The 24,475-nt window shown below is 66.3% G+C and carries 26 protein-coding genes; 10 read left to right on the top strand and 16 right to left on the bottom strand.

The genetic code is table 11. The annotated features are described in order from the left end of the window. Positions 1–124 precede the first annotated feature (124 nt). Together CEB94_RS26215 and CEB94_RS26210 are read left to right on the top strand one after the other, a co-directional pair. A complete protein-coding gene (locus CEB94_RS26215) occupies positions 125–511 on the top strand; it encodes a CPCC family cysteine-rich protein (RefSeq protein WP_175434530.1) in 387 nt (128 codons plus the stop codon). Further along, positions 508–1,239: a HEAT repeat domain-containing protein gene (locus tag CEB94_RS26210; protein WP_175434529.1), complete on the top strand. Its 732-nt coding sequence runs from the start codon at positions 508–510 to the stop codon at positions 1,237–1,239. The genes CEB94_RS26215 and CEB94_RS26210 overlap by 4 nt, the downstream gene beginning before the upstream one ends. A 248-nt stretch (positions 1,240–1,487) precedes the next feature. Here the strand turns inward: CEB94_RS26210 and CEB94_RS26205 are convergent, their stop codons facing one another. Together CEB94_RS26205 and CEB94_RS26200 are read right to left on the bottom strand one after the other, a co-directional pair. Then, positions 1,488–2,672, bottom strand: coding sequence for a tyrosine-type recombinase/integrase (locus CEB94_RS26205; protein WP_175434528.1), 1,185 nt, complete (start codon positions 2,670–2,672; stop codon positions 1,488–1,490). Next, complete coding sequence (locus CEB94_RS26200) at positions 2,647–3,213, bottom strand: hypothetical protein (RefSeq protein ID WP_175434527.1); 567 nt, start codon at positions 3,211–3,213, stop codon at positions 2,647–2,649. The genes CEB94_RS26205 and CEB94_RS26200 overlap by 26 nt, the downstream gene beginning before the upstream one ends. A gap of 139 nt (positions 3,214–3,352) precedes the next feature. On the opposite strand from CEB94_RS26200, the gene CEB94_RS26195 reads away from it, so the two are divergent. The 3 genes from CEB94_RS26195 (at position 3,353) to CEB94_RS26185 (ending at position 4,956) form a co-directional block, all read left to right on the top strand. Continuing rightward, on the top strand, positions 3,353–3,517 hold the full coding sequence (locus CEB94_RS26195; protein ID WP_159024987.1) for a helix-turn-helix domain-containing protein: 165 nt from the start codon (positions 3,353–3,355) through the stop codon (positions 3,515–3,517). Between the two features lie 116 nt (positions 3,518–3,633). Next, positions 3,634–4,593, top strand: coding sequence for an AAA family ATPase (locus CEB94_RS26190; protein ID WP_175434526.1), 960 nt, complete (start codon positions 3,634–3,636; stop codon positions 4,591–4,593). 222 nt (positions 4,594–4,815) lie between these two features. Further along, on the top strand, positions 4,816–4,956 hold the full coding sequence (locus CEB94_RS26185) for a hypothetical protein (protein ID WP_175434525.1): 141 nt from the start codon (positions 4,816–4,818) through the stop codon (positions 4,954–4,956). Between the two features lie 169 nt (positions 4,957–5,125). Here the strand turns inward: CEB94_RS26185 and CEB94_RS26180 are convergent, their stop codons facing one another. The 5 genes from CEB94_RS26180 to CEB94_RS26160 all read right to left on the bottom strand — a co-directional run bounded on the left by CEB94_RS26180 (position 5,126) and on the right by CEB94_RS26160 (position 14,881). After that, a complete protein-coding gene (locus CEB94_RS26180) occupies positions 5,126–7,120 on the bottom strand; it encodes an ATP-binding protein (protein WP_175434524.1) in 1,995 nt (664 codons plus the stop codon). Between the two features lie 166 nt (positions 7,121–7,286). Beyond that, positions 7,287–8,009, bottom strand: coding sequence for a M48 family metallopeptidase (locus tag CEB94_RS26175; protein WP_175434523.1), 723 nt, complete (start codon positions 8,007–8,009; stop codon positions 7,287–7,289). Then, a complete protein-coding gene (locus tag CEB94_RS26170) occupies positions 7,996–11,109 on the bottom strand; it encodes a type I restriction endonuclease subunit R (RefSeq protein ID WP_175434522.1) in 3,114 nt (1,037 codons plus the stop codon). Before CEB94_RS26170 ends, CEB94_RS26175 begins: the two co-directional genes overlap by 14 nt. Further along, entirely contained in the window at positions 11,106–12,341 is a 1,236-nt protein-coding gene (locus tag CEB94_RS26165; RefSeq protein ID WP_218945931.1) for a restriction endonuclease subunit S, read from the bottom strand. The genes CEB94_RS26170 and CEB94_RS26165 overlap by 4 nt, the downstream gene beginning before the upstream one ends. Continuing rightward, complete coding sequence (locus CEB94_RS26160; protein WP_246111920.1) at positions 12,338–14,881, bottom strand: type I restriction-modification system subunit M; 2,544 nt, start codon at positions 14,879–14,881, stop codon at positions 12,338–12,340. The genes CEB94_RS26165 and CEB94_RS26160 overlap by 4 nt, the downstream gene beginning before the upstream one ends. Before the next feature lie 258 nt (positions 14,882–15,139). Here CEB94_RS26160 and CEB94_RS26155 point away from each other — a divergent pair, with 258 nt between their 5' ends. Both CEB94_RS26155 and CEB94_RS26150 read left to right on the top strand, forming a co-directional pair. Then, positions 15,140–15,514 (top strand): hypothetical protein, encoded by a 375-nt coding sequence (locus tag CEB94_RS26155; RefSeq protein ID WP_175434521.1) that lies wholly within the window; start codon positions 15,140–15,142, stop codon positions 15,512–15,514. 243 nt (positions 15,515–15,757) lie between these two features. Beyond that, complete coding sequence (locus CEB94_RS26150; RefSeq protein WP_175434520.1) at positions 15,758–16,030, top strand: hypothetical protein; 273 nt, start codon at positions 15,758–15,760, stop codon at positions 16,028–16,030. Here CEB94_RS26150 and CEB94_RS26145 read toward each other — a convergent pair. From CEB94_RS26145 to ychF, 7 genes are all read right to left on the bottom strand, one after another. Then, positions 16,023–16,313: a hypothetical protein gene (locus CEB94_RS26145; protein ID WP_175434519.1), complete on the bottom strand. Its 291-nt coding sequence runs from the start codon at positions 16,311–16,313 to the stop codon at positions 16,023–16,025. The genes CEB94_RS26150 and CEB94_RS26145 overlap by 8 nt on opposite strands. A 118-nt stretch (positions 16,314–16,431) precedes the next feature. After that, positions 16,432–16,653: a DUF7848 domain-containing protein gene (locus tag CEB94_RS26140; RefSeq protein ID WP_175434518.1), complete on the bottom strand. Its 222-nt coding sequence runs from the start codon at positions 16,651–16,653 to the stop codon at positions 16,432–16,434. Beyond that, positions 16,653–16,823: a hypothetical protein gene (locus tag CEB94_RS26135; protein WP_234372094.1), complete on the bottom strand. Its 171-nt coding sequence runs from the start codon at positions 16,821–16,823 to the stop codon at positions 16,653–16,655. Before CEB94_RS26135 ends, CEB94_RS26140 begins: the two co-directional genes overlap by 1 nt. Before the next feature lie 93 nt (positions 16,824–16,916). Next, on the bottom strand, positions 16,917–17,747 hold the full coding sequence (locus tag CEB94_RS26130) for a helix-turn-helix domain-containing protein (protein ID WP_175434517.1): 831 nt from the start codon (positions 17,745–17,747) through the stop codon (positions 16,917–16,919). Then, positions 17,744–18,289: a DUF6879 family protein gene (locus tag CEB94_RS26125; RefSeq protein ID WP_175434516.1), complete on the bottom strand. Its 546-nt coding sequence runs from the start codon at positions 18,287–18,289 to the stop codon at positions 17,744–17,746. Before CEB94_RS26125 ends, CEB94_RS26130 begins: the two co-directional genes overlap by 4 nt. Beyond that, a complete protein-coding gene (locus tag CEB94_RS26120) occupies positions 18,273–18,464 on the bottom strand; it encodes a hypothetical protein (RefSeq protein WP_030145782.1) in 192 nt (63 codons plus the stop codon). The genes CEB94_RS26125 and CEB94_RS26120 overlap by 17 nt, the downstream gene beginning before the upstream one ends. Before the next feature lie 330 nt (positions 18,465–18,794). Further along, complete coding sequence (ychF, locus tag CEB94_RS26115) at positions 18,795–19,883, bottom strand: redox-regulated ATPase YchF (protein WP_175434515.1); 1,089 nt, start codon at positions 19,881–19,883, stop codon at positions 18,795–18,797. A gap of 168 nt (positions 19,884–20,051) precedes the next feature. Between ychF and CEB94_RS26110 the strand changes: the two genes are divergently transcribed. Continuing rightward, a complete protein-coding gene (locus CEB94_RS26110) occupies positions 20,052–20,648 on the top strand; it encodes a DUF6542 domain-containing protein (RefSeq protein ID WP_175434514.1) in 597 nt (198 codons plus the stop codon). A 21-nt stretch (positions 20,649–20,669) separates the two neighbouring features. Here CEB94_RS26110 and ppgK read toward each other — a convergent pair whose 3' ends face one another. Together ppgK and CEB94_RS26100 are read right to left on the bottom strand one after the other, a co-directional pair. After that, positions 20,670–21,416: a polyphosphate--glucose phosphotransferase gene (gene ppgK, locus CEB94_RS26105; protein WP_175434513.1), complete on the bottom strand. Its 747-nt coding sequence runs from the start codon at positions 21,414–21,416 to the stop codon at positions 20,670–20,672. Positions 21,417–21,484: 68 nt separating this feature from the next. Beyond that, positions 21,485–22,510 (bottom strand): 4-hydroxy-3-methylbut-2-enyl diphosphate reductase, encoded by a 1,026-nt coding sequence (locus tag CEB94_RS26100; RefSeq protein WP_175434512.1) that lies wholly within the window; start codon positions 22,508–22,510, stop codon positions 21,485–21,487. Between the two features lie 436 nt (positions 22,511–22,946). On the opposite strand from CEB94_RS26100, the gene xseA reads away from it, so the two are divergent. Further along, the gene (xseA, locus tag CEB94_RS26095; RefSeq protein ID WP_175434511.1) at positions 22,947–24,155 is read left to right on the top strand and encodes an exodeoxyribonuclease VII large subunit; all 1,209 of its coding nucleotides are present in this window, start codon (positions 22,947–22,949) and stop codon (positions 24,153–24,155) included. 9 nt (positions 24,156–24,164) lie between these two features. Further along, positions 24,165–24,410 carry an exodeoxyribonuclease VII small subunit gene (locus tag CEB94_RS26090; protein ID WP_175434510.1) on the top strand — a complete coding sequence of 82 codons (246 nt, stop codon included), beginning with the start codon at positions 24,165–24,167 and terminating at the stop codon, positions 24,408–24,410. Positions 24,411–24,475 lie beyond the last annotated feature (65 nt).

Here is a 24,475-nt window from a genome sequence, read left to right as displayed (position 1 = left end):
TGGGCATGCGTTGGCTCCCGACGGCTGTTTACGGGTGTCCTGCGGACTGGCTGCGGACTGGCCGGGGGCTCCGAGGCGGCGAAATCCCTGGAACACCAGGGGGGCTTGCCAGGAGACTGCGCAGGTGAGCCACTCCTGCCCCTGTCCCTGCCGCGGGCACCGCGTGCTGGACGCGATGCCCGGCTCGTACGAGATCTGCCCCGTCTGCTTCTGGGAGGACGACGGGGCCCGGTTCCGCTGGCCGACCATGGCAGGCGGGGCGAACAAGGTCTCCCTGATCGAGACCCAGCGCAACTACCAGGACTTCGGCGCCTGCGACGAGCACGGCCGACGCTTCGTGCGACCCCCGGCAGCGGACGAGCCGCTCGATCCGGCATGGCGTCCGATCGACCTCCGCCTCGACTCCTTCGAGGAGCGGGAGGCACAGGACCGCGCCCCACGGCCGGAGGACCGCTCCGTGCTCTGCTGGTGGCCGCACCCCTTCTGGCGCCGGGACCACTGCGCATCATGACCTCCCACATCGAGAGACTCGTCCAGCAGCTCGACGGCCAAGCCGGTGAGTCCTACGACGCCCGCGCGGAGCTGATCTGGATCGGCGCCGACGCCATACCCGCCGTCGTCGACGGGCTGCCTTCCCTCGGCGGCTTCGGTCAGCTGACCGCCATCGAGGTCTTCGAGGAGGTGGGCGATCCCCGTTGCGGCCCTGCCCTCATGGGCCTCCTGGACAGCGGCAACCCGACCGTCCGCGAATGGGCGGCCACGGCCCTGGCAAACCTGGAAATCGACGGCGCCATCGAGGCCCTGCGCCGCGCCTACCGCGCCTGCCTGCGACGCGCGACCCCGCCCGACTGGACCGAGCCCATCGGCATCCGCTGGGCTCTGACGGAACTTGGCGCCCGCAGCCCCGTCGTCCCGCCGCTCACCACGCGACTACGAGCCAAGGCCGCGGATGACGCCCCTGGCTGGCCCTCGGCCCACTTCACCGAGATCATCAACGACCTGGCCGACCACGCCCAGGTGATCCTTCACTCCCAATTCTGGCGGGTGGACGCCGGCCGCACGTACGGAATCCCGGGCACCGCCCTGGACTGGGAACCCGACTGGACCGCGCCCTGGGAGCACCTGGTCGAAGAGTCCCGCACCTGGTCTCTGCTGGAAGCCTCCGAAGCCCCCGTCGGCGACGACATCTTCGTCGCTCCCACCTGGATCGACCGTGCCGACGTATACCTGGGGAGGTGACCGATGCATCCCAGCACCCCAAGGAGACCGACTACGGCCATGGGCGAGGTGCAGGGGACTCTCCGGCCCTCGGCGTTGGCGCGCCGGGGGCCCTCCGTCGTAGGCCAGACGGCCTTTGCCGAAACGTATTAGACGTTGAAGCGGAACGTTCATGGGATTCCCTCCTGCCCAGTGTTCCCAAGGGTTTCCGCCCCTCGAAGAGGCACAGGGTCAGCACCAAGTCAGCACCGTGTCGCCGAGTCAGCACGTCATGCCGCCACGGCAACGGCGCGTACCGGCGACGGCCGAAGCGCCTGCTGCATCACGTCCCGGCACCGGTCCCACGCCTCAGGCACCAGGTGCCCGTACGTGTCGACGGTCGTCTTGATGTTCCGGTGACCGAGCCAGCGGCTCACTTCGTGGATCGGAACGCCGTTCGCGAGCGCCGTCGAGGCGAAGAAGTGGCGCAGCGAGTGAGGGGTGTACTTCGGCTTCATGTCCGGGGTGACCACGCCCGCCGCCGCGCACGCCTTCCGCCAGTGGTAGCCGTACGTCGACGCCGTGGGCATCTTCCCCTTGCCCCGCTCACGCGGTGCGAACAGCGCCTCTACGCCGTCGACCTCGACCGTGCCCCAGCGCTTCAGGTGGTTGCCGATCTCCTGGTCAAGGAACGTCGGCGTGGGCACGTCCCGGTACTCGTCCGCCGTACGGTGCTTGAGCGGCACGAAGCGGGTCACGCAGTCACCCTGATTCGCCTTGGCGCTGATCTGCCGGCGCAGCCGCAGGAAGCCCTCTCGCTGGCAGTCGTAGGTCATCCCGAGAGCCTCGCTGATACGCAGCCCAGCACCCGCCTGGAGCCACACCGTGAGCTGGTACTGATCGGACATGGCGGCGGCGATGGCGTACACCTCCGCGAGCGTCGGTATCTCGTCCGGGTCGACGGCGGCGCCTGCCGTCTTGATCGGCGGCACCCCGTCGCACGGGCTCTCGTATATGCGCCGTTCCTTGACGGCCGTCGCCATCATGGCGCGCAGGATGTTCATGCGGTCGTTGACTGTCGATGCCGCCAATCCGCCGTTCACCATGGCCGTCTGAAGCTTCTTCACATCCGGGATGGTGACGCTGGCGAGGGTGCGGGCACCGAGCGCGGGAACCAGGTGGTTCGAGATGAAGCCCTGGTAGTTCCGTCGGGTCGACTCGTTCACCTGGTGCTGCGCGAGCCACTCTTCCGCCCACTTGCGCATGGAGATCTGCCCGAGCTGGTGGTCGATGTAGACCCCGGCCCGCTTGTCGTTCTCCGCCTTGACGCCGAAGCTCTCGGCCTCCCGCTTCGTGGGGAACGACTTCTCCCGCTGCCACCCCGTCCGCCCACCGGGCTCGCGGTACCGGACTGTCCACAGGTGCGCGCACCGGGTCTTGTTCCGGCAGTCACACTTCTTCAGTACCTGCGCCACTCTTCATCCCCCTGAGCACCTCGTCGGCCTTCTCCGTCAGCTGTCCGCCCGCCTTGCCCTCGACCTTGGTCAGGAAGCCGCGCTTCCGTGCAGCGCGCAGGTGCCCCTTGAGCGTGGCCTGCTTGATGTTCGTAATCTCCTCAAGCGCCTGGATCGGGGCCCGCTCGCCGATCTCGACGACCCGCACATAGACCGCCGAGAGCATGGCCAGGTACCTATCGGTGACCCCTCTGGGCGCGTCGGCGAGCCACCCACGCAGGAGTCCTGCTTCCTCCTCCACGGCCTGGTCAATACCGGTCGGAGCTGCGTCGAGCATCTCCACGAACGATCTGGTGTCGATCTGCCGGAGCACCGTGCTGGACAGGCCGCGGGCGATCTCCTGCGGGTCGCCGTCTTCGTAAGGTTCGATCCGAATCTCCTGCGGCCCACCGCCCACGGAGTCGGCTGGCCGCCACATCGTCACCTTCCATGAGCCGATACGCCGGTGAATCTCGATGCCCGCACGCGACGGCGGACCGTCAGGGCTACGTGTGATCTCCATGCGAGGAACGTACGAGCCCATTCAGCCCCAGTCAAGTCTAGATGTGACGCATCCGGCTTTGACAGAACCAGACGCACTGCTCAGGATGGTGCCGGTACGACGAACCGAAGGAGATCCGCCTTTGCACCACAACCGCCTGATGACCGTTGACGAACTGGCTGAGTACCTGGGCAAGAAGCCCGCCTGGATCTACAACAACCACCGGATACTCGGCCTCCCGTCCCGGAAGGTCGGCGGCAGCCTGCGCTTCCGCATGTCCGAGGTCGACCGCTGGCTCGACCGGGAGTGCCCGGCCTCGGCCTGACCTGCGGTCCTCTCACCCGTACCCGACCGAATGGAGGTCACATGATCCCGCCACCCGGCGGGAGACAGCGGCGTACACCTGTGCCGCTCCGCTCAAAGGAAGGACGGCCACGCACGGTGGGAGCCATCAAGGACAAGGGGCGGCAGCTCCACGAGATCGAGCGGGTCCCGTACGAGGACGCGTTCCTGATCGGCGACCTCCTCACCACCCGGACAACATTGCTGGCGGGCGAGCCCAAGGCGGGCAAGACACTGCTCAGCGCGGGCATGGGCATAGCCCTGCTCAACTGCGAGCCGACGTTCCTCGGCCTGCCGGTGCATCGAAGAATCGACCACATCGTCTACGGCCTGACCGACGACGGCGCGGCGGAGGAATTGAAGGAGCGGCTGGGCGGTGCCGTACCGGACGACTCTGTGACCATCTTCCCCGTCCGGGACGCGGGGGACTCCGGCTACTGGAAGGGCATCTACGAAGACCTCGCGGACATCAGGCCGGGCCTGTTCGTCCTGGACAACATGCTCGGCGCGCTCGCACCGGGTGAGGACATCTCATCCCCGGTGACAGCGCAACGGTTCGGGCACAGCTTGCGTCCGATCACGGACATGGGCATCCCCGTGCTGGCGGTGACGCACACCCCGAAGGGAACGGCGGAAGGAATGAGCGTCGCATCCTCGCCCATTGGCGGACGGGCCATCGCGGCCGGCGCTCGCGGCATCATCACCTTGAGGAACTCCGGCAAGCGCGGGCGGCGCATCGAAGTCAAGATGAATCGCGCCCGGGAAGACCTCAGCCTCGACGTCACCGTGCACCGGGCCAGCGCGACCAGCGAGGTCCCTGTCTGGGAGCGGGCGAGGCCCCAGATCAAGGCCGTCGACATGCCGAAGGCGAAGCCCTGGGACGAAGTGCTCGCAGCGCGGATCATCGAGGAGCAGCCGGAGGAGACGAACTACAGGCCGCTCGCCCAGCGGTACGCCCCGACGGTCGGCAAGAGCGTGGAGACCATTCGCCCCAAGCTCAGGGAGGCCCTGGAGTACGTCGACGGGCGCTGGACCCGGAGGCGCTCCGAGCCCGCCTGATCCGTGGTGGTGGTGATGCAGCCCCCTTACAGAAAGTGTCACCACCACCAGCTACCTCGCTCCGCTCGGCAAGCCTCGCTCCTCCTTCTACTTACGTAAGTACGTCAGGATCTCTGGACACTGGCGGCCTGTGGCCGACCAGCACGCAGGCCACTGGGGGACTACGAAAGCCCGAGGCCTCGAAGCCCGCCAGACAAAGGCAGCGGCTCCCCGAAGGAGCTGTTGAACGAGCAAGACGACTTACTCAAGTACGCGATTGCGCCCAGCGGCGAAGCCGTAAGCCTGTGCAGCGGCGAAGAGCAAGTACGTGAAGCCGTCAAGAAGCCCAACCAGGAAGCGGCCTATCGGCCGTTCTTCACGTAGACGACTTACGAGGCTCGACTTGCGTATTTGCTCTCGCCGCTGCCTTCCTCGGGGCCGCGGATGCGGCCCACTCGTCAGGAGTCGGTGAGGCTCACGTCCAGTTTCTGACGCCGTTGCTCCCTACCCATGGCCTTCCGCCGTTGCCCTTCACCGCCGTAGGGATGGGGCCTCACGAGGTGGCGGCAGCTCCGATCGTTCCGCTGTCCCCCGCCCTGGCCGCGGGCACCGTACCGTCGCCCACCAGATCCATGACCGCGTCAGTGTGTTCCCTGATCAGATAGTCCATGGCGTGCTCGGTCGACGACTGATACTCAAGCTGCTCGCTGTAGAAGCGAAGCCGCTCCTGCGCGTCCTCGATGATCTCGCCCCAGGTGCGTACCCAGATCCGGTACCTGGGCTGGTTGACAGCACATCCAGGCATTCGGTCCTGCTGGTGGGCAAGTTGGCGAAGACCGTCGTCCATGGCATTGCCGACGAGCCAGAAGTCCCAGGTCACCTTGGGGTCCCGGAACCGGTCGTCGTTCATAACCGCTTGCGCATAGCTGTTGATCTGCGTGAACTCGGACATGCCGAGGGTGACACTCGACCTCTTGAGTTCGATCACGAGGTGGTGACGCTCCCCTTTCCGCTGCCGGGCAGCACGGGACAGCATCAGGTCGACGATCCCCCGACTCCCGTCCTCCCTCAGAACGGGGGCCGGTGCAGGTGTGTCCCGATCGAGAAGACGACAGTGCTGTCTCAGTACCTCGTTCAGACTCCGGTCGCTGACGTGCAGTCCGTACTCCTCGCCGAAGATCCAGCACTCATTCTCCAGGATCCGGTGCAGCTCCGTGCGTTCCTTGACCCGCCCCTTGGCCACGGGGTCGAAGACGAGGCGCTCCAGGGCAGACAGGAAATCGAGGCGTCCGGTTGTCGCGGTCGACGCCTTGATCAGGGCGGACAGCGGCGTACGATCCAGCAGCCGACTGAGTTCTGTCTGCTCCTGCTTGGAAAGCGCGAATAGCTCCTCGGCGATGCGCAGCACTTCGCCCGGTTCGTGGGTCAAGACGGAGCGCAGAAGCGCGAAGGACACCTTCTGGGCCCTCTTGCTCGCCGGCAGGTGCCGGACGACCGCGGTCGCCACGGCGTCGAACGTCTCGCGCTCCGCGCGCTCCTGATCGTTGGCGGGCTCTCCTGTATACGGGTAGAAGCCTTCCGCACGCCACGAGTCGACGAGCTCACGACGGCGCTCGTCGGCACGGGAACGGAAGTGCTCACGCATTCGCTCCCGGGCTTCGGCCAGTACCTCGGCAGCGGGTCCCTCCGGTGTCCAATCGGCGAAGGCGAGGTCGCCGACCGAATCGTCCTCGAACCCCGACCAGGACAGGTACGCCGTGAAGTGGAAGCCCGGAGCCTGGATCTCCGGCTTCAGCTGCGCCAAGGACATACCTCGGCCGTCGCAGAGGAACAGAGCCCGGGAGTACGGACGCGACCATTCGATGATCTTCAGCTGGGCCGACGGGTGAGAACTGCCCGGCGGGGCCGCCACCTCATACGTATCGACGTGAACCTGCTCCGACGCCGGGTCCAGCCGCGTCCCGTCGTAGGTGATGCAGATGTCCGGGTACGCCTCCAGGTGAAGCGCGAAGGCGGCAGTGAGCGCGGTACGGGCGGCATCCTCGGTCAGCTTCTGGAGGTCCTCCCCGCCGAACGCCTCGAAGACCGTCCCCGTTGCGTCGGCCGTCGGCTCGGGATCGCTGACGTCGAACTCGTCCATGGAGCTGCGATCGGACTCGATGACCACACGCCGGCGGATCCCCCGCGCACCGCTGACGCTGGTCCAGCGCACCTCACTGCCGAGCGCGAAGGCCCGGACTCGGCCCCGCCCGTTCTTCCCGTGCAGCACGCGCTTCTTTACCTCACTGACCTGCGTGCGCTTCTTCCAGGACGTACCGATCTGCTCGAAGTAGTCGCTGCACTTCTCCGCCGCGATACCAGTACCGTCGTCGAGCACGGCTACCCGGTCGACTCCGTCGAAGTCGTTGCGCTCAAGTACGACGGTGACGTTCTCGGCATCCGCATCGAGAGAGTTCCAGATCAGCTCCTCGACGGCTCCCACAGGATGACGAAGCCGGGCAAGCTCCTCGACGTGTCCGCGCCCTACGGTCAACCGAAGCTTCGCCATGGGGTCGGCACCTTTCACGTCAGCGTCATCTCTTAGGGCCTGCGGGGAGGGAGGCAGAACGCTCCCCACGTCATTGTCATTAACTCGGATACCTGATGAACGTCACTCACTGTTTACGAGCGTCGGACGTGCACGATCCGCTCCTTCGCCTGCGCGGCCTGGCACGTCACGTCCACAGCTCGTCGGCGAGCGGCTCCGCGTCCAAATCGTCGCGGCGACTGCGCCAGTCCGGCAGGCAGCTGTCCATCAGCCGGGCGAAGCGCGGGCCATGCCCGCGTTCGAGGAGGTGCGTCATCTCGTGGACGATGACGTACTCAAGGGACGCCGGGTGCTTCTTGGCCAACTCGGAGTTGAACCACAGGCGGCCGGTCTCCTGGTTGCACGAGCCCCACTTGGTTTTCATCCGGCGGATGCCCCACCAGGGCACCGAGACGCCGAGCTTCGCCTCCCACCGCTCGATGAGCGGAGGGACGGCGCGTCGGAGCTGCTCTCGGTACCACTGGTCGAGCAGGTCTCGGCGTCCCTGGTCGTCAGTTCCCGGAAGCGCGTACAGGACCAGTCGATCTCCGTCGATCTCCACGTGCGGACGTCCGGGGCGTTCAACAACCTTCAGGCGTCGCCTCACACCCCAGCTGTAGTGGGACTCTCCACCCACCATTTCTCGCACGGACTGCCGTCGAGCCGATCGCAGCTCGTCCTGCTGTCGTCTGATCCACGGCAGCCGCTGGATGACGGCCAGCCTGACCTGGTCGTCATCCATCCGCTGGGGTGCCGCCACCCGGACACGGCCCACCGGCGGATAGACACCGATGTGCAGGTTCTTGATGTCCTTGAATTCCACCTGGACATCGATGCCGAGGACGGTGATCCGCGTGCTAGTGATACTCATGCCTTGCTTTCACCAGTTCGAAGAGCTCATCGAGCCGGTCGAAGTCGTCGGGCAGCGCACGCTTGACCGCGATGCGCAGCTTCTTCTCCCTCATTGGGCTTCCCGCCCAGTTGTGCGGCTTGTTGTGCAGCACCGTGGTGTCGACTTGGATAGCCAGCTGCTGGTCGTCGCGGAAGAAGTCGCACAGCGCTCTGCGTGCGCCGTTGTCAGCCCACTTCGGGTACCGCTCGGCGTCGCCTGAGTTCCTGCTTCCAAGATCCGCCGCCGTCTCCAGCAGCTTGGCGAGGTACTCCTCGTACTCGATCGCACCCTTGCGACGCTCCTCGATTATCGCGTCGAGCAGCTGTGACATCTCGTCGAAGTACTTCGGGTTCGTCGCATGCTCGTCGACGATCACCTTGCGCATGTTGTTGGTGATGGTCGCGGCAACGGCTTCGGGGTTGCTCTTGATACCCGTAGGCAGCTTGTCGACGGCGCCCGCACCCAGTTCGACGATGAGCTGGATGAGTCCGGCGTCCTCGAAGTCGGACACGGTCCTAGACGCGTCCGCCTGGATGTAGGTGTCCAGGAGGAAGCGCATGCCTGCCTCGTACTGCTTGAAGTCAACGTCCTCGCCTGCGCCGAGCTTCACCTCGGCCCGGACGTCCACGTAGTGGCGGACCTCCTTGCGGATGTCCTCGGCGGCCTGCGGCGAGTACTTGGCTGCCTCCATGTCGTTCGCCAGGTTGGCGAAGGCCCGCGTCACCGCTGCGACGGCCTTATACAGCTCGACACGCTTGGGCTCGTTAGCCTTGAGCTGTGCGGCGTTGCCCTGCTCAGCGGCGCAGAAGTACTGCTGGTACTGGAGTGTTCCTCGGGGCGGCGCGACCGGCTCGCACAGTGCGCGGATACGTTCCAGCGCATCGTCCAGGTCCTTTCGCCCCTTGTCGATACGGTCGCTCAACAGGCCCTCGATGTCCTGCCGCTCATAGGCGTCGAACATCCCGGACGTGTAGTCGGTGACGGCATCCTGAAGGGAGTTGAAGAGGTCGCGGTAGTCGACGATGTAGCCGTACTGCTTGTCATCCCCGTCGAGCCGGTTGACGCGGCAGATGGCCTGGAACAGGCCGTGGTCGCGCATCTTCTTGTCGATGTAGAGGTACGTGGCACTCGGCGCGTCGAAGCCGGTCAGGAGTTTGTCGACGACGATGAGGAGGCGCATACGGCCAGGCTCCTCGACGAACTGCCTCTTGACCTCCTTCTCGAACTCCTCGACCTTCGTCATCGCCACGTCTTCGGGCTCGTTGAAGTGGGCGGCCAGCATCTTCCGGTAGATCTCGTACTTCCGGAGGTTCTCTGTGTGGCCGGCACCGGAGTCCTCCTTGGAGATGTCTCCCGGACTCGGCTTGTAGCTGGTGACGATGGCGCATTTGCCGTCGAAGCCCGCCTTGGAGAACAACTCGTAGAACTTACATGCCTGGTAGACGCTGTCACCGACCAGCATGGCGTTCCCGCGGCCGTCCTTCAGACGGTCCTTGGTCTCCATATCCATCAGGATGTCCTGGACGATCTGCATCGCCCGAGGCTCGGAGGAGACCACCTTCTGCATCGTCCCCCAGCGCTTCTTCAGCTCCGCCTTGGACAGGTCCGTCATGCCCTTGGTCTTGGCCGCGAACCACTTGTCGACGTGCGCGGCAGAGGTCAGCCGCTGGTCGATCGCACGCGCCTCATAGCTCAGGTCGAGTACGACGCCATCCTTGATGGCCTCGTCGAACCTGTACTCGTGGATGAAGGTACCGAAGGTCTCCATGCTCGTGCCCTTGTCCGCCTTGAGCAGGGGCGTTCCCGTGAAGCCGATGAACATCGCGCCGGGCAGCAGGCGCTTCATCGCGGCATGCATCTTGCCGGACTGGGTGCGGTGGGCTTCGTCGATGAAGACGAACAGGTTGCCCTTGGCCTTGAAGTTCATTGGGACGTTGGCCTTGAGCTCCTCGATGAACTTGTCCTGCGCCTTCTCCTCTTCGCCTACGTTGCCCACAGAGCTGCGGAACTTGTGCACGAGGGAGCAGATGAGCCACTCGGTGGACTTGTTCAAGGTGTCCAGGAGATCCGCGCCGGACTTGGTGCGGTAGATCTTCTCGTTGACGCCGTTGAAGACCTTCTCGATCTGCTCGTCCAGCTCTTCGCGGTCGGTGATGAGGAGGACACGGGGGTCCTTCTGGCTCTCACGGATCCACTTCGCCAGCCACACCATCGTGAGCGACTTGCCCGACCCCTGGGTGTGCCAGATGATGCCGCCCTCACGACGACCGATACGTTCCTGTGCCTTCTTCACGCCGAAGTACTGGTTGTGGCGGCACGCTTTGCGGACACCGGAGTCGAACACGGTGAAGTCGTGGATCAGCTCCAGGAGACGCTCCTTGCCGCAGAGTTGAAGCAGGGCGCGGTCCAGCGGCCCCTCGTCGGAAGACTCCTCTCCCTCTTCCGCCTCCTCCTTCCACTCCAGCCAGTACTTCTCAGGCGTGTCGATGACTCCGTAGCGCAGCCCTTCGACGTCGTTGCCGGCAAGCACGAGCTGGACCGTCGAGAAGAACGGCCGGATGAAATCTGGCCGTTGATTGCCGATGGTCTGCCGAATTCCCTCACTCACGGCCACATGGGAACGCTTGAGTTCCAGAGTCGACAGTGCCAGGCCGTTTACGTAAAGCACGATGTCGGGGCGCTTCGTCTGCCGTCCGACGATCGTGACTTCCTCGGCGATGGCGAAGTCGTTCTCATGCGGTTTCTTCCAGTCGATGAGCCAGACCGTCTTATTCTTCTCATCGCCTCCCGGATTGACGCTCACCCCGTAGCGCAGCAAGCCGTACACATCGCGGTTCGCCTCGTACAGGTCTCGGCCACCTCCGAGCGCGGCGGCCTTCTTCAGCTGGTCGATCGCCCTGGTGATGAGGAGGTTGCTGTAGCCCCGCGTACGGAGGTTCTCCTCCAGCAGCCCGACCTCGATGTTCGAGTTGCCAGCACGGCGCTCATGGTTGCCGAGATAGCGGTAGCGCAGCCGCTTCTCAAACATCCGGATGACACGCTTCTGAGTCTCGCGCTCTACCTGCCCGACGTCACTCATTCGTCGTCCTCCCCCTGAACAGGCAGGCGCGTCCGTCCCGTGAGGAGCTCCTGCATCATCCCAGTCCTGATTAGACGCGCCTTATCAAGGCGAAGACCCAGCACCGCAATTTCATTGTCAATATCGCTTACAGTACTCGCGATTACATTCTGCTCTTCGATCTTGGGAGCGTAAATCGGAAGCTGCGCGAACTCCCGCCCGTTGATTCCTGGTTGACCGCTTCGGACTGAGGTGCGCGCCACCCAGTCCCAGTACCCCTTGGTCTGGGCGAAGAGTGCGAAGAACGCGGGGTTGAGAACGTTCGGGTCGGGGGCGATATTGATCAGGAATCCCGCGTATACGAGTTCACCATCGCGAGGATCATAAAGATACGACTTCCCCACGCTGGCACCAGTTCGAGCGAAGACAAGCTCTCCCTGATTGAGCCGATAGTTGACACTCTGCGGGTGGTCTACACCAACCTCGGCGGAAAACCTACCAAAGTCATCAATATCCGTGATGCGGATATATGTGGGCGTCCCTGAAGTCAGCGGCACGGCTGCCGCATTGATCCCATAGCGAGGCGGGCGGAGGAGCAAATCCCCGAGCTGCCGCTCTTCCCGCACACCGTTCTCACCAGTCGGCGCACGGCCCGCCCTGTCGAAGAACTGCTGAAGCATGCCCTGTTTGACCAATCGCTTCTTTGCAATCAGGCTTTCCAGCGCGTTAATTAGCCGGTCCGTATCATCGAGGACTCGACCAATCGCCTCCTGCTCGGACGGCGACAGCAGTGGCAGGGGCATGTCGACGAACTTGTCGCGGGGCAAGTGGGCGATGCTCGTCTGTGTCACGTAGTTCGCGAAGACTCCGGTAGCTGCCCAGTGTTCGAGGAACGCCAGCATCAGCCGAACGTCGTAGCCCTCCTTGCCACCTCTGGGCCTCAGCCGGTGCAGGGACTTCTGGAAGTAGCACTCATCGAGTTGGTCTTGCCAGATCGCCGCCCGTCCGACCTCACCCCCCTCGCACACGAGGAGATCACCATGGCGCAGACGATATCGATGGAGGTCAGTCCGGGTCATCGGAACAACGCCTGCCGCACTGACATCGATCCGGCCCCACTGCACCGCCCTGTTGCCAAGGTACGGCTTGCGCTCGCCGGTGTTCCGGGCGGCGTCGAGCATTTTTCCAAGCTGTACGTCGAACTGCTCCCCTACGGTGGTCACAGCCCAGCGCGATGCGAATGAGGTGCTCACTGCACCCCCATTTCGGCAAGATTCCGGGCGACCTCGACTTCGAGCCGTTCCAATTTCGCGGATAGCGCGCCGACGGGCTGGGCGTAGCGCTCGCCGAGTACCCTAATGCGGCTCACCAGCGCGAGCGTCAGTGCCTCCACCTCGGCGACGACGCGGGAGACGACCGTCGCTAGCCACTTATCGTCCAAAACAAGTGTGCTGACGTCGACTTCCGTGAGCTCACCATATTTGCTAAGTGTCGCAAGGTGGAGCGCCACTTCCGCCTCCTTGGCTGCTTTCTTGGCTACCGCCTCCGCGTTGTACAGCTTGATCAGATGCGACAGAGCTGCTACCTCGTCAGCATCCGTACCCTCGTGCCGGACCTTCTTTAGGCGGGTCGAAGCAAGTACCTTGTTGATCTTTTCGTCGTCCATTGCTTCTACCAGGAGCCCACCCTCAACAGCATGCTCCTCGACGTACTCCTCGACCAGGCGACTCGCTTCCTCTGATACCGACATGAGCTCATCGACCTCAGATCGTTCCTTGGCAAAGTAGCGCTCAACGATCAGATTCGGCGGGAGGAGATCCATCTTGTATTTCTCGGCACTGCGGCCCGTACCCACCACGAGGTCGGGGGTCTCGGAGAGCCTTCGGTCCTTGTCCACCCCGAACTGGCGCGGCATGGCCGCTTCGAGCCAGCCGTCGTTCATAACCATGAAGACGTCGTCGTGCATGACGTCGTGCCAGTACGTCATGAGCTGTTCGTAGACGTCGTACTCGTCCAGCAAAGGAACTGCTTTGAATCGGGCCAGCAGGTCGTCACCGAGCTCGGCGATGAGGTCATTCGGCCGGGTGGTCTCGTCGATCCCTTCGAGCCTCTTGCGATGGGCGGCGAACCACTCGGTGGTGAGCTCCCGGGCTTCTTGGGTGAACTTCTGGAACTCGAGGGAATCAAGGATGACCTGCTGGACCTGGCCGACATCGATGGTCAGGTCGCTGTAACCAGGACGGTTCGGCTGGAACAGCTGATCTCGCAGCTGCGGGAAGGCATCCCAGTAGCCGCTGAGCGCGTCGAGGTCACGGTTCGGGATGCCGCCGTGCAGGTGTGCGTGGAGGTCCTGGATGTCCTCGGGCTCGGAGGAGTCGATGTACCGGGCGATATTGAGGTTGTAGTCGTTCTTCGGGTCGGCGATCTCCGCCAACGGAACCATGCGCGCGTAGCGGTCGATCGTGGTCTGTCGCGTGAAGACGTCGACGATCTTGTGGATGTCCTGGCTGCGGAGGCGGTTCTTGTTGCCGTTCTTGATGAAGCCCTTGGACGCGTCGATCATGAAGACGCCGGTGCGTCCGACGGCGTTCTCCTTGTCCAGAACGATGATGCAGGCCGGGATACCGGTCCCGTAGAAGAGGTTCGCGGGGAGGCCGATGATGCCCTTGATGAACCCCTGCTTCAGCAAACGCTGGCGGATGTCTGCTTCGGCGTTGCCACGGAAGAGCACGCCGTGCGGGAGGATGACCGCTGCCTTGCCTGTGCTCTTGAGCGACTTGAGGATGTGCAGCAGGAAAGCATAGTCGCCGTTCTTCTCCGGCGGCCAGCCGTACTCGAAGCGTCCGTACTCTTGCTCCAGCCCGTTACTCCAGGACTTGCTCGAGAACGGCGGATTGGCCACGGCGAAGTCGAACGTCTGGAGTGCGTTCCCGTTGGTGAACTGCGGGCTCGTGATCGTGTCGCCTTTGAGGATCTCGGCGTCCTCGTTCCCGTGCAGGATCATGTTCATCTTGGACAGCGCCCACGTGGCGTTGTCTTTCTCCTGGCCGTAGATCGTGATGCCGCGTGACGTCTCGGCAGCGACCTTCAGGAGAAGCGAGCCGGAGCCGCAGGTCGGGTCGTAGACCGTCTGGTCCTGGCGGGTGTTCTTGGTGATGCCGACCACCTTGGCCAGGACGCGGGACACCTCGGCAGGCGTGTAGAACTGGCCCTTGCTCTTGCCGGACTCGGTGGCGAAGTGACGCATCAGGTACTCGTAGGCGTCACCGAGGAGGTCGTCGCCCTCTGCTCGCGAGCCTCGGAAGTCAAGGTCGCTGAAGATCGTGACGAGCTTGGAGAGCCGGTCCTGGATTTCCTTGCCCTTGCCGAGCTTCTCCCCGTCGTTGAAGTCGGCGAGGTCGATGACGTTGCGCAGGTCGTTCGCCTCGGCGAGCCGATAGATGATCTTGTTGAACCGATCGCCGATCTCCTTGTCGCCCTTGGCAGCGACCATGTCGTCGAAGGAGCCGCCGGGCGGGACGTCGATGAGACTGTCGGGGTCCGCCTTGGCCTTGTCGGAGACGTACTTCACGAAGAGCAGCGTGAGGATGTAGTCCTTGTACTGGCCGGCATCCATCCCGCCACGCAGCTCGTCGCAGCTCTTCCAGAGCGAGCTGTACAGGTCTGTCTTCTTGAGGGCCAAGGCTCTTCTTCCCGGTAAGTCATGGCGGTCGCGCGGGCCGCCAACCCTGATGCCTGCGGCGTGACGTACGTCGCGCGGCCGTTTCCAGCCGTCGATGCGCGTTCCACGCAAGCGGCAGCCGAGTCCACGCGGGAAGCGTAGTAGAGAAAGCGGCCGAGCTGCCCTGTATGGGAAGAGAGGCACCTCGCGGCCGACGCCAAGCAGAGCCGCCCGGCGGGCGGGCCACAGAGCGAAGACGGCAATCGGCTGCGGCGGCCAAAGGATGCACCTTCACGAGGACGCGAAGACGTACGAGCGCCACGGAACCTGATCGGGCGATGTCGGGTGATTGCCTGACAGGCGAGGGACGGGTCCGGTAGATCTGTGCGCGTGACTGACTGTACGCCCAGCGATCCCATCCCCGAGGACGGCGAGCCCACCTCTTTCGCCAAGGCGAAGGGCTGGGTCAGCAAGCACAAGCCGAAGATCCTCGCCGTGGCCGGCACGGTCGGCAGCGCGGCTCTGACCGTCGCCGTCCTGGCCGCTAGGCATGCCGAGGAACAGAACGTCGCCGAGGAGTCCCAGGACACCGGGTCGGCCGCCGACTCTGCAGAGGAGAAGGAGCAGCGGAACCCGCCCACCAAGCACAACGTCGCCCCGCACAAGAGACGGCTCGCAGACGGCCGCGAGATCGACGTGTCGGGTTACGAGCGGGGCGGCTCCTCGAAGGACGAGGACGAGGACCCCGGCGAAGCCGCGGCCTGAGCGCTTCTCATTCCTGTGCAGTGCCGACGGATGCCCTGCAGAACGGTTGGATTGCCGCTGACCTGCGGCTTCTATCGCCGCCGGAGGGAGCGCCACAGCTGCCCCGTCGCCCCTGGAACCGTGGCAGAACCCGAGCTGCTAAGACGCGGCGGCCGACGACGGGCCCCTTCGGGGGGCGTACCCCCACCCCCGCTCTCACCTCTGGCTCTTCACGCCGCCCGCCGCCGTCCGTGCGATCCGCGCATGATCAAGCTGACGTGGGCCCTGGTGGCCGAGCACGTGGACGAGTGGACCGGGGACGACGCGGCGCAGGGCGCGGCCGTACTCGAAGCCAGAGTGGGGGCCTCGGTCGAGGCGATCGGCATGAAGCCGGAGGCCGTGCAGCATTGGCGTACGGACTTCCTGACCCCCGTTGTCACGTCACTGCGCACGGAAGGCGCGGCAGCTCTCGCCAGGGGAGAATCATGGAGCCGGGCGGCCGGGCCGTTCATGGCCTGCGCATCCCCGCTCAGCTGAACACAGCCCGTCTCGTGAGCCGGGCAGGCTGACCGGCTCGCCGAGTGGGGCGGAGCCTTGGAGCCGCGATGAAGCTCAGGGCTCCAGCTGTGCGCCTTGCGGCGCGTTCCTCCTTCTCCCGGAGCATCGCCTGGTAGGCCGCCTCCACCTGTTCCGTCGGGAAGCCGAACCTGTTGAGCACCCACCAGACATCTTCGGCCGTCGGCTCCGGGGCATTGGCCAGCTGTTGTTCGATCCACTCCTTCCTGGTCATCGTCTTCTTCGGCTCGGAACGCTTCGCCATGGGTTTCGTCCTGTTCGATCTCATACGGAGGCTTGTGTCTGTGTCCAGTGCTGGGGGCCGTCGGCGTCCCCTCCAGCGCGTCTGACTGCAACTGAAGCAAGGGACGCTCGCGTCGCCGTCACCCCGCCCGCACCACCAGAGCGAACGACGTGCACAGCCGCCTGAATCCCTCGTGGCCGGTGCGTCCCGTGTGCCCCATGCACTCGATGTCCACGGCCGCCCCGTCCTCGGAAGGCGTCGCCGACCAGTCGCAGCGGAGGCACTCGGCCTCGAACGTCACGTCGGTGTCTGGGTGCTGGGTGATCCGATGCGTGACGTACCGCAGCACAGCGCGGGGCATTACTCGCCCCCGTGCGCGTCCCGCAGGTGTGCGCGCAGGGTCACGTTCATGTCGGACACCTTGGAGTAGTCCCAGACCGACCCGGCGTTGGCCCGTTGTACCGCGAGGCCGAGGCAGTCCCGGCAGCCCGGGACGGGCTCCGGCCGTGCCGGCGGTAGGGAAGAAGCCACCGGCTCCGGCAGCGTTGACGGTTCTCCGTGCATCTCGTATGCCTCCCCGTATCTCGTCGAGAAGGCCATGGTCAGCCGGTCCGGGGGCCGAAGCTAGGGCGTTTCCCGTTCGCGCAAGAACGCGTCCCGGATGCCCTCGACTAGGTCGCGCATTGCGTCCCCGGCAACGGACACGGAGGCGAAGCGGTCGAACTTCTCGACGTATAGGGAGACGTCCCGTGGGTCGGTGACGACCACCTCGGCGTGTGTCGTCTCGACCGTCACCACACGGTCGTCCCGGATGACGAAGGAGTGACCGGGCACGTCGCGCTGCGGCGCGTCGAGGGGGACCACGCGCACGTCCACGTTCGGCAGGCGGGATACCGACACGATGCGGTCCAGCTGGCCCGCCATCATCGCGGGCGGAAGGAGACGCCAGCGCAGGACGGGTTCCGTAACCACGAAGTGCAGGGCTTTGCTGGTGTCGTACAGGACGCGTTGCCGCTCGATCCGGGCGGAGACCGTACGGGAGAGCTGTTCGTCCGTGAGGCCCTTCGGCTCCAACACTGCCCGGATGTACTCGGGCGTCTGGAGCAGACCGGGAACCAGGGACGGCTGGAAGAGGCGCAGGAGCGTCATCGAGGACTCCAACGCCCTGATCTGCTCCTGCTTCTTGTGGTAGCCCATGCGCCGAAAGAGGCGCCATGCGGTTGCCTCTGTGGCCTGTGCGCGGGCTACAGCGAGGTACTCGGCCTTGATCTCCGGGGACACGTCCAAAGCCGTGAGGATGCGTTCCACGTCCGCCGTCGCCGGGGCGACACGGCCGTTCTCGAGCTTCGACAGCTTGGCGGTCGACATGACTGCGCTGCGGGCGACGGCCTTGGCCTCCTTGCCGGACGCCTGCCGCAGCGCCCGCAGCGCGGCGCCGAGTTCTGCCTGATTCACGCTGCTCCGTGCTTCCCCCACCACTCGGTGAAGGGCACCGACATGGCCAGGGCGACGCTTCGATACGTCGCGTACTCGGACTCCTCGCCCGTGGGCAACGCCCCCGGTGCCGGGACGAACGTCGGCCCGGTGAACGCGCCGTTCTCGTCGTAGTTGAGCACCACAGGCTCGCGGCCGTCGAAGAGCCAGAAATCGGGCACACCCTCCAGCGGATTCGGGCGGTCGGTTGTGTCGAGGATGTGGAACTCCTCACCCGCCGTCATGTTCGTCTGGTAACCCCAGCTCAGCTCGTAGCGGAGGTACGGCGTGAGCGGGCGGGACAGGACGTGGACGCGCACCATGCGCTTGCCGCTCCCCGTCGCCTTTCGCACGGTCTCCAGCCAGTCTGCGTTGTAGTCGGCGGGCTTGGTCTCCCCCGCGAGGAAGGCACGGAAGGCGGCAGGGTTACCCGAGTTGCTGTAGTCGTCGAGGGTCTCCAGCCGGAACGCCTCCTCCTGGAAGGTGGAGAAGCGGGCAGCCAGGTCGTTAGATGCGCTGATCACGGATTGCCTTCCGGATGAGGTCCATCGGGATTTCCACCAGGGATTCACCCTCCGGCACGTCGAGGCCGTGTCCTGTCGGCACGCCTCCCTGCACGATCAGGGTTCCCTTGTCGGTCGCATACAGGGTGGGACAGTCCCCGTTCTCACAGGTGGTGGCCAGCTTCGTCAGCCTCATACGGTGCCCCCTCGTTCCCGTGCTCCGGTGTCCCGTTCATCGTTCCCAGCCGGCGGCCTGCACAACAAGAGGTTCGGGTTTCCAGAACGGGAAACCGGTCCGCCGTCGCTTCGTCCGGGTCAATCCCTCGGCTGTCCTCCCCTCTCCCTCCGGAGACCCAGGTCAGAGCTTCTGAGAGTCGCCGCCGGGGTCAGCACCAAGTCAGCACACGACCCGGAAACAGCCTGAATCCGCAGGAGAAATCAGGAAGGGGCCAGACCCGATGATCTGGCCCCTGACCTGGGGCTTCATGCCCTGACCAGCCACGTTAGCCGATCAAGGAATCAGGCACTACACGTTGAAGCGGAACTCCACCACATCCCCGTCCTGCATGACGTACTCCTTGCCCTCCATCCGCGCCTTCCCCTTCGCGCGGGCCTCCGCCACCGAGCCCGTCTCCACCAGGTCGTCGAAGGAGATGACCTCCGCCTTGATGAAGCCCTTCTGGAAGTCGGTGTGGATGACGCCGGCGGCCTCGGGGGCGGTGGCGCCCTTCTTGATGGTCCAGGCGCGGGATTCCTTGGGGCCGGCGGTCAGGTACGTCTGGAGCCCCAGCGTGCGGAAGCCGACGTGGGCCAGGGTCGCCAGGCCCGGCTCCTCCTGGCCGACGGACTGGAGGAGTTCCAGCGCCTCGTCCTCGTCGAGCTCGGCGAGGTCCGCCTCCAGCTTGGCGTTGAGGAAGATCGCCTCGGCGGGGGCGACCAGGGCCCGCTGCTCGTTCTTGAAGTCCTCGTCGGTCAGCTCGTCCTCGTCGACGTTGAAGACGTAGAGGAACGGCTTGGAGGTGAGCAGGTGCAGGTCGTGCAGGAGCTCCGCGCGCTCGCTGCCCTGGACGAGGCCGTGCGCGAAGAGCGTGTCGCCCTTCTCCAGGATCTCCTTGGCCTCCTCGACGGCCTTGACCTTCGGCGCGATGTCCTTCTTGATGCGCGACTCCTTCTGGAGGCGCGGCAGGACCTTCTCGATGGTCTGCAGGTCCGCGAGGATCAGCTCGGTGTTGATCGTCTCGATGTCGTCCTTGGGCGAGACCTTGCCGTCCACGTGCACGACGTTCTCGTCCTTGAAGGCACGGATGACCTGGCAGATCGCGTCGGACTCGCGGATGTTCGCGAGGAACTTGTTGCCCAGGCCCTCGCCCTCGGAGGCGCCGCGCACGATGCCGGCGATGTCGACGAAGTCGACCGTGGCCGGAAGGACCCGCTGCGAGGAGAAGATCTCCGCCAGTTTCGTCAGGCGGGGGTCGGGCACGCCGACGACGCCGACGTTGGGCTCGATCGTGGCGAACGGGTAGTTGGCCGCCAGCACGTCGTTCTTGGTCAGGGCGTTGAACAGGGTCGACTTGCCGACATTCGGCAGACCGACGATTCCGATCGTGAGCGACACGTTGCGACTTCCCGTGAGTGGAGGGCCAAGGGGCCAGGGGACCGGCCGATCCACCAGTCTACGGCGTGTCCGGAACCGCCCCGGCGACCTATCGAACGCTTGGCCAAGCCGCGGCCGACGGCGTGTCTGAAGGGCTATTCGGCATATTGAACGACCTAAGTTGGTGCGGTGGAGCAATACAGGACGCGATCTGCCCAGTACGGACCGCGACGTCGGGACCGGCCCAGGCCGCCCCGGCAACCCGTGCCGTCCCAGGCGGGACGGGGAGCGGGGGGCGAGGCCGTGCGTTCGGCGCGAGCGCCCGCGCCGCGGCGCCGCCCGGCGCCGGTACGACGGCCCGCGCCGACACCGGCACCCGTCGCCGGCCGGCTGCCGAACCCCCGGCTGACCGGGCTGGGCAGCGGGCTGTTCTGCGCGGTGGTGATGTTCCTGCTCGGCGCGCTCTGCTCGGCGCTGTTCGGGGCGTCTCTGACGGCGTACGGCGTGCTGTTCCTGCCGGTGTGCGTGCTGACCGCCCTCTGGGTGCGCGGGGGCGACCTGATGACCGCGCCCGTCGTGGTGCCGATCGCGTTCGCTGTGGGGCTGCTGCCGGTGGCCGACGGCGAGGGAGGGGCCGGCGGCACCCTGATGGGCATGGTGGCGGCGCTCGCCACGCAGGCCGGCTGGCTGTACGGCGGGACGCTGATCGCCGGGCTGATCGTGATCGTGCGGCGGATCCGGCTGGTGCACCGGCGGCGGACGGCCGGAGCCCGGTCGCCGGTGTGACACGCCCCAGACGAATCGGCCCTACCGCTCGGCCGCCCGCATCGCGGCGCCCACGATCCCCGCGTTGTTCTGCAGCTGCGCCGGGACGATCTCGGCCTTGATGCCCTCGATGGAGGGCAGGAACTTGTGGGACTTGCGGCTGACGCCGCCGCCGATGATGAACAGCTCCGGCGAGAACAGCATCTCGACGTGGGCGAGGTACTTGCGCACGCGGTGCACCGCCCAGTGCTCCCACGTCATGTCGTGGTCCTCGCGGGCCTTGCTGGAGGCCCGCTTCTCCGCGTCGTGCCCGTCGAGCTCCAAGTGGCCCAGCTCGGTGTTGGGGACGAGGACGCCGTCGACGAAGAGCGCGCTGCCGATGCCCGTGCCGAGGGTCAGCAGGATCACCGTTCCCCTGCGGTCGCGGCCGGCGCCGAAGTGCATCTCGGCGACACCCGCCGCGTCCGCGTCGTTGACCACCGTCACCGGCAGCCCGCCCAGCCGGTCGCCGAGCAGCGCGCGGGCGTCGGTGTCGATCCAGCTGTCGTCGACGTTCGCCGCCGTGCGGATCGTGGCTCCGCCGGTGACCACGCCCGGGAAGGTGACCCCGACCGGGCCCGTCCAGCCGAAGTGGTCGATGACCTGTTTGACGCCGTCGGCCACCGCGTCGGGTGTGGCCGGGTGGGGTGTGAGGACCTTGTGGCGCTCCTGCGCCAGGTCGCCCTTGTCCAGGTCCACCGGGGCACCCTTGATCCCGGATCCGCCGATGTCCACTCCGAAGATCTGCATGGCCCTACGCTACGACGAACGACTGACAGTCACAGGCCGGACGGCGGTGCTGCCCGGCCTGTTCTCGATCACTCCCCGGAATTTTCACCGGTCCCGGCGCCACCGCGCTCGGCGGCCAGGGCCACGGCCTCCTCGCGCAGGTCGCGGCGCAGCTCCTTGGGCAGGGAGAACGTGATGGACTCCTCCGCCGCCTTGACGATCTCGACGTCCTCGAAGCCGCGCTGGGACAGCCATTCCAGGACCTGCTCGACCAGGACCTCCGGGACGGAGGCGCCCGAGGTGACGCCGACCGTGGTCACACCCTCCAGCCAGGCCTCGTCGATCTCGTCGGCGAAGTCCACGAGGTAGGCCTCACGGGCGCCGGCGATCTTGGCGACCTCGACGAGCCGCTTGGAGTTGGAGGAGTTGCGCGAGCCGACCACGATGACCAGTTCCGACTCGGCGCCCATCTGCTTCACGGCCAGCTGGCGGTTCTGCGTGGCGTAGCAGATGTCGTCGCTGGGCGGGGAGATGAGCTGCGGGAACTTGTCCTTCAGGGCGTCGACGGTCTCCATGGTCTCGTCGACGGACAGCGTGGTCTGGGAGAGCCAGACGACCTTGGACGGGTCGCGGACCTCGACCTTCGCCACATCGCCCGGTCCGTCGACGAGCTGGATGTGGTCGGGGGCCTCGCCGGAGGTGCCGATGACCTCTTCGTGACCCTCGTGGCCGATCAGGAGGATGTCGTAGTCCTCGCCCGCGAAGCGGACGGCTTCCTTGTGGACCTTGGTGACCAGGGGGCAGGTGGCGTCGATGGTGGCGAGGCGACCGCGCTCGGCCTCCTCGTGGACGACGGGGGCGACCCCGTGCGCCGAGAACATCACGATGTTGCCCGGGGGGACCTCCTCCGTCCGCTCGACGAAGATCGCGCCCTTCTTCTCCAGGGTCTGCACGACGTACTTGTTGTGGACGATCTCGTGCCGGACGTACACCGGAGCGCCGTACTGCTCCAGGGCTTTCTCGACGGCGATCACGGCGCGGTCCACACCCGCGCAGTAGCCACGGGGGGCGGCGAGCAGGACACGGCGGCCAGGCGAAGCAGACATGCGTCCCATCGTAAGGCCGCGTTCGGCGGGTCAGAGATCGCGTGTGTGTGAAGTCCCCGGGAAGACTGACATGGCGTGACGCGAGTGACGTACGGCGGGAGCGGAGTGGTGGGCGCGGGGTGGCTCACGGCGGGATTGGCGGTGCAGCGCGGCCGGGGAAGGCGACGCCCTCGCCGTGATCGTCCGAAGCCGTCGGGAAACGCGCAGGTGGTGGGCGCGGTGTGGCCCACGGTGGATTGGCGGTGCCGGCGGTGCAAGTCAGCCGCGGCGGCCTCGCCGTGATCGTGGAGTGCCGGGTGCCACGCGGCCCCCGGCGGCACCTGTCCGCAGGTGCCCGAGAGCCCTGCGCCCGTGAGGCGGCGGGGGTTGCTTGCGGGGCGGGCACGATGCGGCAGCGGCGGGCGGATGACCGGCGATGTCAGCGACGGCCACTACCCTCGCGGGCATGGCTGTGAACACGACTCCGGAAGCCCCGCTGCCCGTCGGCGAGGTGTCGCGGCTCATCGGGGGCTGGATCGACCGGCTCGGGGCGGTGTGGGTCGAAGGGCAGATCACGCAGTTGTCCCGACGGCCGGGCGCGGGTGTGGTGTTCCTGACGCTGCGGGACCCGTCGTACGACATCTCGGTGAGCGTCACCTGCTACCGGCAGGTGTTCGACGCCGTCGCGGACGTGGTGAGCGAGGGCGCCCGGGTCGTCGTCCTCGCCAAGCCCGAGTGGTACGCCCCCCGGGGGCAGCTGTCGCTGCGGGCCGCCGAGATACGGCCCGTCGGGGTCGGGGAACTGCTCGCGCGCCTGGAGCAGCTGAAGAAGTCCCTCGCGCGGGAGGGGCTGTTCGCGCCGGAGCGGAAGAAGCCGCTGCCGTTCCTGCCGCAGCTGATCGGGCTGGTCTGCGGACGGGCCTCGGCCGCCGAGCGGGACGTGCTGGAGAACGCCCGGCACCGCTGGCCCGCCGTGCGCTTCGAGGTGCGCAACGTCGCCGTGCAGGGCGTGCACGCCGTGCCGCAGGTCGTGCAGGCCGTGAAGGAACTCGACGCGATCGACGACGTGGACGTGATCATCGTCGCCCGGGGCGGCGGCAGCGTGGAGGACCTGCTGCCGTTCTCCGACGAGCAGCTGATCCGCACGGTCGCGCAGTGCCGTACGCCCGTGGTGTCCGCCATCGGGCACGAACCGGACAACCCGCTGCTGGACCACGTCGCCGACCTGCGCGCCTCCACCCCGACCGACGCCGCCAAGAAGGTCGTGCCGGACGTCGGCGAGGAGTACGAGCGGGTGCGGCTGCTGCGGGACCGGGCGCGGCGGTGCGTGGCGGCGCTGGTGGACAGGGAGGAGCGCGGGCTGGCCCACGCGCTCGCGCGGCCGTCCATAGAGGATCCGCACCGGATGATCGACGTGCGCGCCGACCAGGTGGCGGACCTGCTCGACCGGGGCCGGCGCTGCCTGCGGCACCAGCTCGACCGCGCCGAGTCGGAGCTGACGCACACGCACGCGCGCGTGGTGGCCCTCTCCCCCGCCGCGACCCTGAAGCGCGGGTACGCCGTGCTGCAGAAGGCGGACGGGCACGCCGTCCGCGACCCCGGCGAGGTGACGCCCGGCGAGGCCCTGCGCGCGCGGGTCTCCGAGGGCGAGTTCTCCGTACGAGTGGACACATAGGGTGGGTGGATGACCAGCGAGGTTGATGAGACGCCGGGCACCAGCGAGGCGCTCGGGTACGAGCAGGCGCGGGACGAGCTGATCGAGGTCGTCCGGCGCCTGGAGGCGGGCGGTACGACGCTGGAGGAGTCCCTCGCGCTCTGGGAGCGGGGCGAGGAGCTGGCCAAGGTGTGCCGGCGCTGGCTGGACGGGGCCCGGGCGCGGTTGGACGCGGCGCTGGCGGAGGAGGCCGCGGGGCCCGAGGACGCGGAGTAACTCGGACCGTCCGGTTCGGAGTGGCACACGACACCCTCCCTTTGGTTGAACGTTGAACTTCATTC

The organism is Streptomyces hawaiiensis, assembly GCF_004803895.1.
GTDB lineage: Bacteria > Actinomycetota > Actinomycetes > Streptomycetales > Streptomycetaceae > Streptomyces > Streptomyces hawaiiensis.
Note: the sequence above shows the minus strand (reverse complement) of the source record. Positions and strands in the feature narration are given on the sequence as shown.

Excerpts from the sequence above, each read along its gene's own strand:
- CEB94_RS26210 (WP_175434529.1), top strand. The coding sequence starts at position 508 with ATGACCTCCCACATCGAGAGACTCGTCCAGCAGCTCGACGGCCAAGCC.
- CEB94_RS26200 (WP_175434527.1), bottom strand. The coding sequence starts at position 3,213 with ATGGAGATCACACGTAGCCCTGACGGTCCGCCGTCGCGTGCGGGCATC.
- CEB94_RS26195 (WP_159024987.1), top strand. The coding sequence starts at position 3,353 with ATGACCGTTGACGAACTGGCTGAGTACCTGGGCAAGAAGCCCGCCTGG.
- CEB94_RS26180 (WP_175434524.1), bottom strand. The coding sequence starts at position 7,120 with ATGGCGAAGCTTCGGTTGACCGTAGGGCGCGGACACGTCGAGGAGCTT.
- CEB94_RS26175 (WP_175434523.1), bottom strand. The coding sequence starts at position 8,009 with ATGAGTATCACTAGCACGCGGATCACCGTCCTCGGCATCGATGTCCAG.
- CEB94_RS26170 (WP_175434522.1), bottom strand. The coding sequence starts at position 11,109 with ATGAGTGACGTCGGGCAGGTAGAGCGCGAGACTCAGAAGCGTGTCATC.
- CEB94_RS26150 (WP_175434520.1), top strand. The coding sequence starts at position 15,758 with ATGATCAAGCTGACGTGGGCCCTGGTGGCCGAGCACGTGGACGAGTGG.
- CEB94_RS26145 (WP_175434519.1), bottom strand. The coding sequence starts at position 16,313 with ATGGCGAAGCGTTCCGAGCCGAAGAAGACGATGACCAGGAAGGAGTGG.
- CEB94_RS26140 (WP_175434518.1), bottom strand. The coding sequence starts at position 16,653 with ATGCCCCGCGCTGTGCTGCGGTACGTCACGCATCGGATCACCCAGCAC.
- CEB94_RS26120 (WP_030145782.1), bottom strand. The coding sequence starts at position 18,464 with ATGAGGCTGACGAAGCTGGCCACCACCTGTGAGAACGGGGACTGTCCC.
- ppgK (WP_175434513.1), bottom strand. The coding sequence starts at position 21,416 with ATGCAGATCTTCGGAGTGGACATCGGCGGATCCGGGATCAAGGGTGCC.
- CEB94_RS26100 (WP_175434512.1), bottom strand. The coding sequence starts at position 22,510 with ATGGGACGCATGTCTGCTTCGCCTGGCCGCCGTGTCCTGCTCGCCGCC.
- xseA (WP_175434511.1), top strand. The coding sequence starts at position 22,947 with ATGGCTGTGAACACGACTCCGGAAGCCCCGCTGCCCGTCGGCGAGGTG.
- CEB94_RS26090 (WP_175434510.1), top strand. The coding sequence starts at position 24,165 with ATGACCAGCGAGGTTGATGAGACGCCGGGCACCAGCGAGGCGCTCGGG.